The sequence below is a fragment of the Puniceibacterium confluentis genome (assembly GCF_007923445.1).
Taxonomy (GTDB): Bacteria; Pseudomonadota; Alphaproteobacteria; order Rhodobacterales; family Rhodobacteraceae; genus Puniceibacterium; species Puniceibacterium confluentis.
Map to the genome: position 1 here is coordinate 23,219 of NZ_VOJI01000014.1, position 14,437 is coordinate 37,655.

At 64.3% G+C, this 14,437-nt stretch carries 13 protein-coding genes and 1 tRNA gene; 12 read left to right on the top strand and 2 right to left on the bottom strand.

Translation table 11 applies throughout. From position 1 onward, the window contains the following. The first annotated feature begins 229 nt into the window (after positions 1 to 229). The 11 genes from FOY53_RS15750 (at position 230) to FOY53_RS15800 (ending at position 11,120) form a co-directional block, all read left to right on the top strand. Positions 230 to 2,518: a bifunctional salicylyl-CoA 5-hydroxylase/oxidoreductase gene (locus FOY53_RS15750; RefSeq protein WP_146590577.1), complete on the top strand. Its 2,289-nt coding sequence runs from the start codon at positions 230 to 232 to the stop codon at positions 2,516 to 2,518. Beyond that, a complete protein-coding gene (locus tag FOY53_RS15755; RefSeq protein WP_146590579.1) occupies positions 2,515 to 3,258 on the top strand; it encodes an SDR family NAD(P)-dependent oxidoreductase in 744 nt (247 codons plus the stop codon). The genes FOY53_RS15750 and FOY53_RS15755 overlap by 4 nt, the downstream gene beginning before the upstream one ends. Continuing rightward, the gene (locus FOY53_RS15760) at positions 3,255 to 3,725 is read left to right on the top strand and encodes a MarR family winged helix-turn-helix transcriptional regulator (RefSeq protein ID WP_146590581.1); all 471 of its coding nucleotides are present in this window, start codon (positions 3,255 to 3,257) and stop codon (positions 3,723 to 3,725) included. Before FOY53_RS15755 ends, FOY53_RS15760 begins: the two co-directional genes overlap by 4 nt. Next, the gene (locus tag FOY53_RS15765; RefSeq protein WP_146590583.1) at positions 3,722 to 4,522 is read left to right on the top strand and encodes an enoyl-CoA hydratase family protein; all 801 of its coding nucleotides are present in this window, start codon (positions 3,722 to 3,724) and stop codon (positions 4,520 to 4,522) included. The genes FOY53_RS15760 and FOY53_RS15765 overlap by 4 nt, the downstream gene beginning before the upstream one ends. Positions 4,523 to 4,576: 54 nt before the next feature. After that, positions 4,577 to 5,737, top strand: a complete 1,161-nt coding sequence (locus FOY53_RS15770; protein ID WP_146590585.1) for an acyl-CoA dehydrogenase family protein — start codon at positions 4,577 to 4,579, stop codon at positions 5,735 to 5,737. Beyond that, complete coding sequence (gene kynA, locus FOY53_RS15775; protein WP_146590588.1) at positions 5,734 to 6,552, top strand: tryptophan 2,3-dioxygenase; 819 nt, start codon at positions 5,734 to 5,736, stop codon at positions 6,550 to 6,552. The genes FOY53_RS15770 and kynA overlap by 4 nt, the downstream gene beginning before the upstream one ends. A gap of 87 nt (positions 6,553 to 6,639) precedes the next feature. After that, positions 6,640 to 8,265: an AMP-binding protein gene (locus FOY53_RS15780; RefSeq protein ID WP_146590590.1), complete on the top strand. Its 1,626-nt coding sequence runs from the start codon at positions 6,640 to 6,642 to the stop codon at positions 8,263 to 8,265. A gap of 58 nt (positions 8,266 to 8,323) precedes the next feature. Beyond that, on the top strand, positions 8,324 to 8,770 hold the full coding sequence (locus tag FOY53_RS15785) for a cupin domain-containing protein (protein ID WP_146590592.1): 447 nt from the start codon (positions 8,324 to 8,326) through the stop codon (positions 8,768 to 8,770). A 28-nt stretch (positions 8,771 to 8,798) separates the two neighbouring features. After that, positions 8,799 to 10,286: a flavin-containing monooxygenase gene (locus FOY53_RS15790; protein WP_146590594.1), complete on the top strand. Its 1,488-nt coding sequence runs from the start codon at positions 8,799 to 8,801 to the stop codon at positions 10,284 to 10,286. After that, the gene (locus tag FOY53_RS15795; RefSeq protein WP_146590596.1) at positions 10,276 to 10,719 is read left to right on the top strand and encodes an acyl-CoA thioesterase; all 444 of its coding nucleotides are present in this window, start codon (positions 10,276 to 10,278) and stop codon (positions 10,717 to 10,719) included. Before FOY53_RS15790 ends, FOY53_RS15795 begins: the two co-directional genes overlap by 11 nt. Beyond that, positions 10,716 to 11,120 carry a RidA family protein gene (locus tag FOY53_RS15800; RefSeq protein WP_146590598.1) on the top strand — a complete coding sequence of 135 codons (405 nt, stop codon included), beginning with the start codon at positions 10,716 to 10,718 and terminating at the stop codon, positions 11,118 to 11,120. The genes FOY53_RS15795 and FOY53_RS15800 overlap by 4 nt, the downstream gene beginning before the upstream one ends. Before the next feature lie 14 nt (positions 11,121 to 11,134). On the opposite strand, the gene FOY53_RS15805 is transcribed toward FOY53_RS15800, so the two are convergent. After that, complete coding sequence (locus FOY53_RS15805; RefSeq protein WP_246107434.1) at positions 11,135 to 11,692, bottom strand: hypothetical protein; 558 nt, start codon at positions 11,690 to 11,692, stop codon at positions 11,135 to 11,137. Positions 11,693 to 12,212: 520 nt separating this feature from the next. Between FOY53_RS15805 and FOY53_RS15810 the strand changes: the two genes are divergently transcribed. Beyond that, positions 12,213 to 14,171, top strand: coding sequence for a response regulator (locus FOY53_RS15810; protein ID WP_222435269.1), 1,959 nt, complete (start codon positions 12,213 to 12,215; stop codon positions 14,169 to 14,171). A gap of 117 nt (positions 14,172 to 14,288) precedes the next feature. Here the strand turns inward: FOY53_RS15810 and FOY53_RS15815 are convergent. After that, positions 14,289 to 14,365 (bottom strand) — tRNA-Met (locus FOY53_RS15815). Positions 14,366 to 14,437: the final 72 nt, after the last annotated feature.

A 14,437-nucleotide genomic window follows, 5' to 3' on the forward strand; every position in this document is an offset into this window, starting at 1 on the left:
TGGCGCGCACCTATTCAGCCCGGGGCCCCGTGTCCGACAGGCCTGTCGACGCCTCGCACTGATCGGCGAGAGGCACAGGACGTCAGCAGAAACGGGTTCGGCTGAGTCGACGCTAGGCAGAACAAAAAAGTATTTCAAGCTCAAAACATTTTTGCTTGAAATAAAATTTTTCCGCGCCTAGCCTTCGAGTCAGGGCGGCGGAACTGTCGCCGAAATCAGGGGGAATGCCATGCGTGTCGCATGTCTTGGCGGAGGGCCTGCCGGGCTTTATTTCGCGATATCGCTCAAGCTGCGTCAGCCGGAGACCGAGGTGGTTCTGTTCGAGCGCAACCGCGCCGACGATACCTTTGGCTGGGGTGTGGTGCTGTCGGACGAGACCCTGGACAACCTCGCGCGCAACGACCCCGTGAGTGCCGCGACCATTCGTGAACACTTTGCCTACTGGGATGACGTCGCGCTGGTGCATCAGGGGCAGAAGGTGGTGTCGACCGGGCATGGATTCTGCGGCATCGGGCGCAAGCGTCTGCTGATGATCCTGCAGGATCGCGCCCGTGCGCTGGGCGTCGACCTGCGGTTTTCGACCGAGGTCGGGCCCGCCTCCGAATTCATGGCGGACTACGATGTGGTGGTCGCCTGTGACGGTCTGAATTCCCGCACCCGCCAGGCCTTTGAGGGCGCGTTCAAGCCCGATGTCGACCTGCGCGCCTGCCAGTTTGTCTGGCTCGGCACCCGTCAGAAGTTCGACGATGCCTTCACCTTCATCTTCGAGAACACCGACAAGGGCTGGGTCTGGGCGCATGCCTACCAGTTCGACGCTGACACCGCGACTTTCATCGTGGAATGCTCGCAAAAGACATTTGATGCCTACGGTTTCGCCGGGATGTCGCAGCAGGACAGCATCTCGGTCTGCGAGAACATCTTCAGGGACCACCTTGGCGGCCATCCGCTGATGACCAATGCCAACCATATCCGTGGGTCCGCCTGGATCCGTTTTCCGCGCGTTCTGTGCCAGAGATGGAGCCACGAGAATGTGGTGCTGCTGGGGGATGCCGCGGCCACGGCGCATTTCTCGATCGGCTCGGGCACCAAGCTGGCGCTGGAATCCGCCATCGCGCTGGCCGAAAACCTGAGCACCCAGCCAAACGTGGCCCAGGCGTTCAAATCCTACGAAGATCAGCGCCAGCTGGAAGTGCTGCGCCTGCAGTCCGCCGCGCGCAACTCGGTCGAATGGTTCGAGGATGTCGAGCGCTACCTCGACCTTGACCCGGTGCAGCTGAACTATTCCCTGCTGACCCGTTCGCAGCGGATCAGCCACGAGAACCTGCGCGCCCGTGATCCCGAATGGCTCGGCTCTGCCGAACGCTGGTTCCAGCAGCAGGCAGGGACGGCGGTCAACGGTCCGGCCCGCGCACCGATGTTTGCGCCCTTCGCCCTGCGCGACATGACGTTGAAAAATCGCGTCGTCGTCTCGCCGATGGCGCAGTACAAGGCGGTTGATGGCTGCCCGACCGACTGGCACCTGATCCACTACGGCGAACGCGCCAAGGGCGGCGCCGGGCTGATCTACACCGAAATGACCTGTGTTTCGCCCACCGGGCGCATCACTCCGGGGTGCCCCGGCCTGTATGCGCCGGACCACGAAGCGGCGTGGAAACGGCTGGTGGATTTTGTCCATGCCGAAACCGAGGCAAAGATCTGCTGCCAGATCGGCCATTCCGGGCGCAAGGGATCGACGCGCATCGGCTGGGAAGGCATGGATCAAAAGCTGGAGTCCGGCAACTGGCCGCTGATCTCGGCCTCTGCCCTGCCGTGGTCGGGCGAAAACGACACCCCACGGGCGATGACCCGTACCGACATGGACGCGGTGACGGCCGAATTCGTGGCGGCGGCAAAGATGGCGGACCGCGCCGGATTCGATATGATCGAACTGCACGCTGCGCACGGCTACCTCATCTCGTCTTTCATTTCGCCGCTGTCCAACATCCGCGACGACGCCTATGGCGGCAGCCTGGAAAACCGCATGCGTTATCCGCTCGAGGTGTTTGCCGCCATGCGCGCGGTCTGGCCCGGGGGCAAGCCGATGTCGGTGCGCATTTCTGCCACGGACTGGTCCGACCGGGGCATCTCGCCCGAAGACTCGGTCGGCATTGCACGGATGTTCGCCGCTGCCGGGGCGGATATTGTCGATGTCTCTGCCGGACAGACCAGCACCGAGGCACAGCCGGTCTACGGGCGCATGTTCCAGACGCCGTTCTCGGACCGCATCCGCAACGAGACCGGCATCCCGACCATGGCCGTCGGCAACATCTTCGAGGCGGATCACGTGAACTCGATCCTGATGGCTGGGCGGGCCGACCTCGTCTGTCTCGCACGCCCGCATCTCTCCGACCCCTACTGGTTGCTGCATGCAGCCACCGCGCTGGGGGATCGTGCCGAAACATGGCCGCTGCCCTATCTGCCCGGACGCGATCAGATCTGGCGGCTGGCCGATCGTGACGCCGAGGTGGCCCGCGCATGAGTATGTCCGGCAAACATGTGGTGATCAGCGGCGGCGGTTCCGGCGTGGGGGCCGACATGGCACAGCGCTTTGCCGCCGAAGGCGCGCGGGTCACGATTCTGGGGCGAACGGAGTCGACGCTTGCGGCGCAGGGCCTGCCCTACCAGGTCTGTGACGTGACCGACGCCGGGGCGGTCGCGGGTGCCTTTGCCGCCGCCCGTGCCGCGCACGGTCCCGTCGAGGTGGCAATTGCCAATGCCGGCGCCGCAGTGAGCAAGCCCTTTGCAAAGATGTCGGCGCAGGATCTGGATGCCATGCTGGCGGTCAACGTGACCGGAGTGTTCAACGTCTGGCAGGCGGCGCTGGCGGATATGACTGCGGCCGGGTGGGGGCGCATGATCGCCGTCGCCTCGACCGCCGGACTGAAGGGCTATCCCTATGTCGCCGGCTATGTCGCCGCCAAACACGCCGTCGTCGGACTGACCCGGGCGTTGGCACTGGACCTTGCGAAAACCGGCATCACGGTGAATGCGCTTTGCCCGGGGTTCATCGACACGCCGATGCTGCAACAGTCGGTGCGCAACATTGTCGACAAGACCGGCAAAAGCGCCGCCGAGGCGGTCGCCGATCTGACCCGGGGCAATCCGCAGAAGCGGCTGATCCAGACGGACGAGGTCGCGGGCAGCGCGCTCTGGCTGTGTTCGGAGGCGGCGCGGTCGGTCAATGGTCACGCGCTGGCGCTGTCGGGGGGCGAGATATGAGCGTGACGCCAAAGCCTGCCACCGGCACCGACACCTCCAAGGCGCGGCTGCGGCTCTGGCTGCGGATGCTGAAAAGCGCCCGCGGGGTCGAAGCCGAACTGCGCGAGCGGCTGCGCACCGAATTTTCCTCGACGCTGCCCCGGTTCGACGTGATGGCGGCGCTCGAGCGTTACGAGAACGGTCTGAAGATGTCGGCCCTGTCCGGGGTGCTGCGGGTGTCGAACGGCAATGTCACCGGCATTGTCGACCGGCTGGCCGAGGATGGACTTGTGGTGCGGGTGCAGGTGCCCGGTGACCGCCGGGCCACATTGGTCCGGCTGACCCGCAAGGGCCAGCAGGAATTTGCCCGCCAGGCGGCTGCACACGAGTTGTGGATCGACGAATTGCTAAGTGATTTCGGCGCCGAAGAGGCCACGCAACTGGCCGCGCGCTTTGAGGCGGTGACACACCGCGAGGAGGGTCAATGAGAACCGACGTTCAGCACTTTTGCTGCAGCGTGACCGGGGGCATCGCAGAGGTCACGCTTGATCGCCCCGAGCGCAAGAATCCCCTGACCTTCGAGAGTTACGCCGAGTTGCGCGACTGGTTCCGGGATCTGGCCTATGACGACTCGGTCAAGGTTGTCGTCTTTGGCGCGAACGGCGGCAATTTCAGCTCTGGCGGCGATGTGCACGATATCATCGGTCCGCTGACCCGGATGAACATGAAGGAGCTGCTGGCCTTTACCCGGATGACCGGCGACCTCGTCAAGGCGATGCTGACTTGCGGCAAACCGGTGATCGCGGCGGTGGACGGCGTCTGCGTCGGTGCCGGGGCGATCATCGCCATGGCGAGCGACCTGCGGCTGGCGACCCCGGCGGCGAAGACGGCGTTCCTGTTCACGCGGGTCGGCCTGGCCGGCTGCGACATGGGCGCCTGCGCGATCCTGCCACGGATCATCGGCCAGGGGCGGGCGGCAGAGTTGCTGTATTCCGGCCGGTCGATGTCGGCGGAGGAGGGCGAGCGGTGGGGATTCTTCAACCGTCTCGTGGCGGCGGACAGTCTGCGGGACGAGGCGATGGCGCTGGCGCAGCAGATCGCGTCGGGGCCGAACTTTGCCCATATGATGACCAAGACGATGCTGATGCAGGAGTGGTCGATGGGTCTGGAACAGGCGATCGAGGCTGAGGCGCAGGCACAGGCAATCTGTATGCAGACCACCGATTTCACCCGGGCCTATGAGGCGTTTGTCGCCAAACAGCGCCCGGTGTTCGAGGGAGACTGACAATGTCCGCGTCGGAAGTGAGTATTTTTGAAGAGAAGAAACCGGGGGCCGCACATGTCGGATAAGTCGTTCCTCGACTGGCCGTTTCTGGAACCGAGGCACCGGGATTGGGCTTTGGCGCTTGACGAATGGGCCGGTGCGGCACTGACCGCTATTGATCACAGCGACACCGACGCGGCCTGCCGGGACCTGGTGCGGGCGCTGGGCGCGGATGGCTGGCTGTTGCCAACCGCAGTGGACCCCGAGGACGTGCAGCCGCTGGAGGTGCGGAGTCTGTGCCTGGCGCGCGAAACGCTGGCCCGGCACGACGGGCTGGCGGATTTTGCCTTTGCCATGCAGGGACTGGGCACCGGGGCCTTGTCGCTGTTCGGCACGGCGCAGCAGCAGCGCGCATGGTTGCCGCTCACCCGGACCGGACAGGCGATCGCCGCCTTCGCACTGACCGAGCCGCAGTCGGGGTCGGATGTCGCCAATGCGACGATGACGGCGGTGCGGGACGGGTCGGATTATGTGCTCGACGGCGAGAAGACCTGGATTTCGAATGGCGGCATCGCCGATGTCTACACCGTCTTTGCCCGCACCGGCGAGGCGCCGGGGGCAAAGGGGCTGTCCGCCTTTGTGGTGTCGGCCGACACGCCGGGGTTGCAGGTGGCCGAGCGGCTCGAGACGATCGCGCCGCATCCGCTGGCACGGTTGCGGTTCGATGGCTGCCGGGTGCCGGTGTCGGCGATGATCGGTGAGCCGGGGCAGGGATTTCGCATTGCCATGTCGGTGCTGGACGTGTTCCGCACCACGGTGGCGGCGGCGGCACTGGGATTTTCCCGCCGCGCGCTGGAGGAGTCGCTGGCGCGGGTGCAGGCCCGTCGCGTCCAGGGCGCGCCGCTGGCGGACTTGCAGATGGTGCAGGCGCATCTGGCGGAAATGGCACTGCGGGTCGATGCCAGCGCCTTGCTGGTGTACCGCGCCGCCTGGGCCAAGGACATGGGGGCGCCACGGGTGACGCGCGAGGCGGCGATGGCCAAGCTGTTCGCCACCGACGAGGCGCAGAAGGTGATCGACGCCGCGGTTCAGCTGCACGGCGGCGACGGGGTGCGCGCCGGTTCCGTTGTGGAGCGACTGTACCGGGATATCCGGGCTTTGCGGATCTACGAAGGAGCGTCGGACGTGCAGAAGGTGATCATCGCGCGCGCCACCCTGGCGGAGTTCGGCGGATGAGTGACCCAGGCGCCGAGACCGACTTTTCGCGTCAGATGTCCTATGGCGACTACCTTGGGCTGGACCGGTTGCTGAGCGCGCAGCATCCGCTGTCTGAGGCGCCTGACGAGTTGCTGTTCATCATCCAGCACCAGACTTCGGAGCTGTGGATGAAGCTGATGTTGTCGGAACTGGATGCGGCGCGGCGGGCGATTGCGGCGGACCGTCTGTCCGAGGCGTTCAAGATGCTGGCCCGGGTCAGCCGGATCATGGAGCAGCTGAACGCGGCCTGGGACGTTCTGCGCACGATGACGCCCAGCGATTACACCACGTTCCGCGACCGGTTGGGGCGGTCCTCGGGATTCCAGTCGCTGCAATACCGGCTGGTGGAGTTTGCGCTTGGCAACCGCAACCTCGCGATGCTCAAGCCCCACGCCCATGACATCGACGCTACCGGGCGGCTCAGGGAGGAGCTGGGGCGGCTGAGCCTGTATCAGGAGGTGCTGGCCTATGCCGCGCGGCAGGGCTGGGACCTGCCTGCAGCGCTGGTCGGTGAACCGTCAGTGGCGCCGCACCAGGACATCCCGGAGGTCACGGCGCTCTGGGGCGCGGTCTACCGCGACACCAGCACCCACTGGACACTGTATGAACTGGCGGAAAAGCTGGTGGATCTCGAGGATTATTTCCGCCGCTGGCGGTTCAACCATGTCACCACTGTCGAACGGGTGATCGGCTTCAAACGCGGGACCGGCGGGACCGGCGGGGTCGATTACCTCAAGAAAATGCTCGCGGTCGAGCTGTTCCCCGAACTCTGGCACGTCCGCACCGATCTTTGACCCGGCACACCGGAAAGGAGTCACGACCATGACTGATCTTGCGCAAATCCCCCTGACGGGCAAGGCCGGGTGCGCCGGGGGGCGGACATGAGCACGCTTGGACCCTCGGCACATGTCGACAGCTTCACCCGGGACAACCTGCCGCCGCCCGGGATGTGGCCGGACTTTGTGCTCGATGGCTTTGACTACCCCGAGCGGTTGAATGCCGGGGTGGAACTGACCGACGCCATGGTTGCCAAGGGCTTTGGCGATCACACCGCGCTGATCGGCAACGGGCGCAGGCGCACCTACAAGGAACTGGCCGACTGGACCAACCGGCTGGCGCATGTGCTGGTCGAGGATCTCGGCGTCCGTCCGGGCAATCGCGTGCTGATCCGATCCGCCAACAACCCGGCGATGGTGGCCTGCTGGCTGGCGGCGACCAAGGCGGGGGCGGTGGTGGTCAACACCATGCCGATGCTGCGCGCGGGCGAGTTGGGCGCCATTGTCGACAAGGCCGAGATCAGCCATGCCCTGTGTGACACCCGGCTGATGGACGAGCTGGCGGCCTGCGCCAAGACCAGCAAGTTCCTGAGATCCGTGGTCGGCTTTGACGGCACGTCGAACCATGACGCCGAGCTGGACCGGCTGGCGCTGGAGAAATCGGTGCTGTTTGACGCGGTGCCGACAGGGCGGGACGATGTGGCGCTGCTGGGGTTCACCTCGGGGACCACCGGCACCCCCAAGGCGACGATGCATTTCCACCGCGACCTGATGATCATCGCCGACGGCTACGCCCGCGAGGTGCTGGCGGTCACCCCCGAGGATGTCTTTGTCGGCTCGCCTCCGCTGGCCTTTACCTTTGGCCTTGGCGGGCTGGCACTGTTCCCGCTGCGCTTTGGTGCGGCGGCGACGCTGCTGGAAAATGCCTCGCCGCCGAACATGATCGAGATCATCCAGAAGTATAAGGCGACGATCTGCTTTACCGCGCCGACCGCCTACCGAGTGATGTTGCAGGCGATGGAAGAAGGTGCCGATCTCTCGAGCCTGCGCGCTGCGGTGTCGGCCGGGGAAACCCTGCCCGCGCCGATCTACGAGGCGTGGATGGCACAGACCGGCAAGCCGATGCTCGACGGGATCGGCGCCACCGAGATGCTGCATATCTTTGTGACCAACCGGTTTGACGATCACCGCCCGGCCTGCACCGGCAAGCCGGTCACCGGCTACGAGGCCAAGGTGATTGGCGAGGACGGACAGGAGGTGCCGCGCGGCACGGTCGGGCGGCTGGCGGTGCGCGGGCCGACCGGGTGCCGCTATCTCGCCGATGACCGCCAAAAGGGCTATGTGCTGGATGGCTGGAACATCACCGGCGATGCCTTCGTGATGGACGATGACGGCTATCTGCACTTTGCCGCCCGCAACGACGACATGATCGTGTCGTCGGGTTACAATATCGCCGGTCCCGAAGTCGAGGCGGCGCTGTTGGCCCATTCCGCGGTGTCGGAGTGTGCGGTGATCGGGGTGCCGGACGCAGCCCGCGGCATGATCGTCGAGGCGCATATCGTGCTGGCCGAGGGGCAGGCGCCGGATGCGGCGACAGTCAAGATGTTGCAGGACCATGTGAAGGCGACGATCGCGCCCTTCAAATATCCCCGTTCCGTGAAATTCTGCACGGCCCTGCCGAAAACCCAGACCGGCAAGATCCAGCGCTTTGCCCTGAAACCCAAGGGGTGACGCGCCCCGCACCGACCGGATGCCGCCGGCATCCATAACCCCAGCAAGGAGACCTGAAATGACTGCCAACCCCGGAGTGACCCCTGCCGCCGATGCCCTCGAAGGCACCGCCTGGAATGTGGTCGGGCATATCTACACGCCCAAGCTGCACACGGCCAATGCCATGATCTGGCACGCCGAAATCCCCGATGGCACCTTTGTGCCGCCGCATATCCACCCGACCCAGGACGAATGGATAACCATGCTGACCGGCACTCTTGAGGTCGAATTCGGAGCTGATGTGCACAAGGCCGGTCCGGGCGACACGGTGCGGATGCCGATGGGCATCGCGCACGGCATCTTCAACCGGTCGGGGCAGACGGCGACCTGTGTGTTCGGCGTGGCGCCGTCGCGCAAGATCTTTGATCTGTTCGGGGCGCTGGATGGCGTGACGGACCCGGCCGAACTGGTGCGGATCTCGGCAGAGCACGAGGTCGACTTCCTGCCGCCGCCCGACGCCGCCTGAGGCCCCCCAACAGTATGGAGTGATCAAAATGGTAAAGCGCAAGAAGGTCGCCGTCATCGGCGGCGGTATCAGCGGGCTGGCTGCGGCCAAGGCTTTTGACGAAAAGGGCCACAGGGTCGTGGGGTTTGAACGCAGCCATGATTTTGGCGGCGTATGGGAGCTGTCCCGCTCTTATCCGGGGGTGCAGACGCAGTCACCCAAGGATCTGTACCGCTTTACCGATCTTCCCATGCCGGCAGACTACCCGGAATGGCCCAAGGGCGCGCAGGTGCATGCCTACCTGCATGCCTACGCCGCCAAGCATCAGCTCGGGCGGCTGTTCCGGATGAACGCCCGCATCGTCACCATGGAGCGGCGTGCCGACGGGGCGCCGGGCTGGACGCTGACCATCGAGGAGGCCGGGCAGCAGCGGCGCGAGGATTTCGATTTCGTCGCGCTGTGTACCGGGCAGTTTTCCGACAAGAACATGCTGAGTTTTCCGGGGCAGGCGGCGTTCGAGGCCGGCGGCGGAACTGTCATGCACTCTTCGGATTACACCGACCCGGAAATCGCGCAGGGCCGGGACGTGGTGGTGTTGGGCGGGTCGAAGTCGGCCACCGATCTTGCAGTGAATGCCGCACAGAACGGCGCCAGATCGGTCACGCTGGTCTATCGCGAAAACGTCTGGCGCATCCCGTACTTTGTCGGCGGCATCAATTTCAAGCGCTTGCTGTACATGCGCGCGCAGGAACAGCAGTTCAACACCTGGGGCAAGTCCCCGGTGCAGCGTGTCGTCGCGGCACTGCTCAAACCGCTGGTCTGGGCCAACTTCCGTGGGCTCGAGACGCTGCTCAAAGCGCAGCTGGGGCTGAAGAAATGGGACATGGTGCCGGACGCGCCGATCGAAAAGACGGTCTCGTGTTCGGTTCCCATCGTCACGCCGGGGCTGTTCGAGGGGTTCCGGGACGGAACCATTCGCCCGGTGCGCGGGACGTTTGACCACTACGGGCCGGGCCACGTGGTGCTGAGCACCGGCGAGACGATACCCTGCGACGTGGCCGCTCTGGCCGTGGGCTGGAAACTGGGGGTGCCGGTGATCCCCGATGCCTACCGGCAGCGGCTTGTCGATCCCGACGGTCAGTATCGGGTCTACCGGCTGGCAGTGAATCCGGATCTGCCCGATATGGGGTTTGTCGGCTTCAATTCCAGCTTTTGCACCGTGTTGTCCGCCGAGATGATCGCCAACTGGCTGGTACGCTATGCGGACGGGCAATTGGCGCAGCAGCCGTCCGAGGCCGAAATGCGCGCCAATATCGACATGATGCTGGCCTGGAAACGCACCGAACGCCCGGCGGCGCAGGTCTATGGCGGGCTGTGTTCCGCGCCGTTCCATTTCAGGCATTTCGACGAATTGCTGGCCGACATCGGCGCGGGCGTGCGCAAACGCGACAACCCGCTGGCCGAACAGTTCAGTTACCCGGACGCAGACAGCTATGGACGCTACCTCGCCTCGGCACCGCAGTATCATGCAGGCTGAGCGCGTGCCGGGGGCCGGGCAGGGGCGGGCATTCCATTTTGCCCAGAAGGTACTGTTCAAACACTGTGATCCTGCGGGCATCGTCTTTTATCCGCGTTACTTCGAGATGATCAACGATTGTGTCGAGGCGTTCTTTGACGAGGCTCTGGACTGGCCGTTCGAGACCATCCACACCACCGGCGCAATTCCCACGGCCGAGATTTCGGCAACCTTCCGGCGGGTGTCGCGCCACGGCGATCATCTGGACTTTGCCCTGGCACATGCCGTTCCGGGGCGCACGTCGCTGGGGCTTGTCTTTACTGTCACCTGCGGCGATGAGCTGCGCTTCGAAGCCCGCTCGACGATCGTGAACGTCGACACTGTGGGCAAACCCCTGCCTTGGCCGGATGCCCTGCGTGCCCGGCTGACATCTGACACCGGAGACACCCGATGACACACCGCATCATTCACCCCGATGGCTGGAAACCCGCCAAGGGTTACGCCAACGGCATGCTGGGAGCGGATGGCACGCTGTATGTCGGCGGGCAGATCGGCTGGACCGGCGACCAGGTTTTCGAGGCCCGGGACTTCATCGGCCAGATGGAACAGGCATTGCGAAACATCCTTGCCGTTGTCGAGACAGCGGGCGGACGGGCCGATGACATCCTGCGGCTGACCTGGTTCGTGACGGACAAGCGGACGTACCTCGCGCATCAGTCCGAGATCGGGGCCGTCTATCGCCGCGTTCTGGGGCGACACTTTCCGGCCATGACCATGGTGGTCGTCTCGGCGCTGGTCGAGGACGAGGCCCTGCTCGAGATTGAGGCTACAGCCTTCATCGGGCCCGGAACCTAGGCGCTGCGGCGGCGCTACAGCGGCGCCGGGTTCAGGCCCGCGCGGCGTTCGCGCTTGTAGTCCCAAACCTCTTGTCGCGGGCGCCACTTGTAGGCGCTGTCGTCGCGCGGCGCGCCCCAGTAAAGTGCGCCGCCAAACCGCCAGGGGTCGAGTATCAGACCGTCGAACATGCCGTCGCCGCGGGCGCTGATCACGACCGAACTGTGTTCGATGCGAAAGGTTGCGTCTGCATTTGCGATCGACTGGTGCAGCGCGAGCGTGTCAAAGTCCTCCTGCATCAGGCGCGCCTCCATGTCATGGGCCCAGTGCCAGCACAGGCCACGCGGGCGCAGTCCCGCGTTGACCTTCATGTTATGCACAATGGCCGAATCCGTGACATTGTACGCCACGGCCAGCTGCCGGGGGTACTGCACGGCCACGCGGGCGGCCCGCGCTGCCTCGGCCGGATCGACCTGCGGGCCAAGTGCAAGGATAGCCTGTGTCAGTTCGATGATCTTGACGTCATCCGGGGTGGCGCGCATCTCGGGGGAGGTTGCGCAACCGCCGAGTGCAATGGCTGCCAGCAGAGACATGAGACAGGCGATGTTTCTGAAAATCATGCAAGCTTTCGGGTCTGAAAGTTGATGCGCGGAGGGCATCGGGCGGGTCCAAACGCCAGTTTATGAAAGATTGCTCTGGATGAAAAGTGCGCCGATGACTGGCGCCCGATGGGGCGCAAATACTTGCCAACTCCAGCCGGTGAATTGGAAAAGGATTTTCCAGCCAGGCTTTACCTGAATTAAATACATGTCTAGATTGAATACAGAATTCTCTAATCTACTGATGATTTTTTATTTGGGCAGTAGGTGTCGCCCCAATCGCGGGCAATTCCGTCTGGCGCCAAATGTGTTTGGTTTTTCTGACTGTGCTCGGATGCCGGGAGATTGGAAATGAACGGTTCCGGCGTCGTAACAGGGGACCATTTCACAGCCTGCGTGTCCCCCTGGAGGCGTGGGAATGTTTGAGGCTCCCAAGCCGATACCTCTGCCGCCGAGTTCCCAAGACCACCGGGTCGCGATCCGCTTCCGCAGGTACGGCCTGTGGCTGGCCTGGTTGAGTATTGCTGCTGGCAGCGTGACGCTGATCCTGGGATGGGCTTTCGGCATTCCCCTGTTCGTCCGGATTGTCGATGGATACCCGGCGATGGTGCCGGAAACGGCGATGGCGGTTCTGTTTGGCGGCTGTGGCGTCGTGCTGAGTTATGCCTATGGCTTGTGTTGGGCCAAGGTGATCTGTGGTCTGTTGATTCTCGCGCTGGTCAGCGTCGAAAACCTTCTGCGTCCCTTCGAACCCGTTGACTTCAGGCAGGACCGCATGTCGATCGCCACCAGCCTGGCCAATGTCCTTCTGGCAGCGACACTGCTGACCCGCAGCCTGCCCGACAGCCGGTCCGGGCTGTGGGCTGTCAGCTTTGCCACGCTTGGGCTGAGTGTGGTGGCGATTCCGGTGCTGGGCTTCATCTTCAATGCCCAAGCGCTGTTGGCCAATGCGCTGTACTCGGACATGTCTTTGCAGACAGCCGTTTCGTTGTTTGCGCTGTTTATGTCGTTGCTGATGATCGAACCCAAGGTCGGCTGGATCGGTGTTCTGGCCGCACCCGAGCGCGGCAGTGAAATGGCCCGCAAGATCCTGCCGGTGATCGTGCTTGGGCCGGTGGTTCTGTGCGGTCTGGCGCTGTTCGCCGCCCGGCACGAAATCCTGACGCCGGATCTGCGGGCTGCGGTTCTGACATTTGCGATGATTTTCACCACCGTGGCGGCGGCACTCCATTTTGCCGATCTGATAAACATGTCCGAGCGGCGGGCGCATCTGGCAAACGCGATGCTGCGCGACAGCGAACGTGCCCGGCAGGAGACGGAACTGGCCGTTGTGCGGGCGCAAAAGGTAGAGGCGCTGGGCAATCTCGTGGGCGGGGTCGCGCATGACTTCAACAACACGCTGACGGTCATTCTGGGCAACCTCGAACTGATGCAGGAAGACGCCGACAACGGCCGGCAAACGCCCTATGTGAAAGAGGCGATCACGGCGTCCAGGCAGGCCGCAGAGCTGACACGGCAACTGCTGGCCTACGGACGCACGTCGCGTCCGGAACCTTCGCTCTGCGACCTGGGTGGCGTGATTCAGGCGGCACTGACCATGTTCGGGCGCATCTGCCCGGCGAATATTTCCCTGTTGACGGACCTTGCCTCGGATCACGCGGTGGTCGAGGTCGATGCGGCGAACATGCAGCAGGCCCTGCTGAACATTCTGATCAACGCCCGCGACGCCCAGCCGGATGGCGGCGAAATTCTCGTATCCACCGAAATTTCCCGGTATTCCCGCGCGACGGTCCAGGGCTTCAGCGACAACGAGACATTGCCGGACGGCACCTATGTCACCGTCTCTGTGCGCGACCGCGGTCCGGGCATTTCGCCGGAAATCCTGGCCCGCGCGACGGAACCGTATTTCACCACGAAACAGGTCGGCGCCGGTTCCGGTCTGGGGCTTTCGGTGGTCTCCGGCTTCTGCCGTCAGTCCGGCGGCGGGTTGATGCTGGCCTCTGAACCCGGGCAGGGCGCGCGGGTGTCCATGGTGTTTCCGTTACAGCGCGGCACTGTCGTGAAACCGACCGGAGCACCGGAGTCGGCGCGGGCGGATGACATCACGCGCCGAGACATCCTGATCGTCGATGACGAGGTGCAGGTGACCAGGGTGCTCGCCCGGCAGCTGTTGCTCGACGGACATCGGGTGCGGGTCGCGCCGAACGCCGAACAGGCGCTGGCGATGTTGGCGGCGGAACCGCTGCCGGACCTGGTACTTTCGGATCTGGTGATGCCGGGGAATGTGCAGGGCGACGCTTTGGCGCGGATCATCGCGGACCGGCACCCATCGGTGCGGGTGATTGTCATGTCGGGGTACGAATCAGCCCGCCGTCGCGGCCAGATGGACGCGACCGGTGACATGCCATTCCTTCAGAAACCCATTGACCGCACCCAGCTGCGCGCCGCCGTGAGCGCGGCATTTTCCCGGTAAAAAGCACAGCCGACCAAAGAGTCCCGGGGGCCACATCCGGTTCGGACCACGCGCGCACGTACAGGGATAAGAGCCAGCGACTGCCTCTGAACCGGGAACTGAAAAGCGGGGGGGTAATGGTGGCGTGGGGGAGACTTGAACTCCCGACCTATCGATTATGAGTCGATCGCTCTAACCAACTGAGCTACCGCGCCGTACCGTGCGGCTGGGTACGAAAGCTGGCGGGCGTCGTCAAGCGGAAATTCGGGGGCCGGGTCATTGCGTCT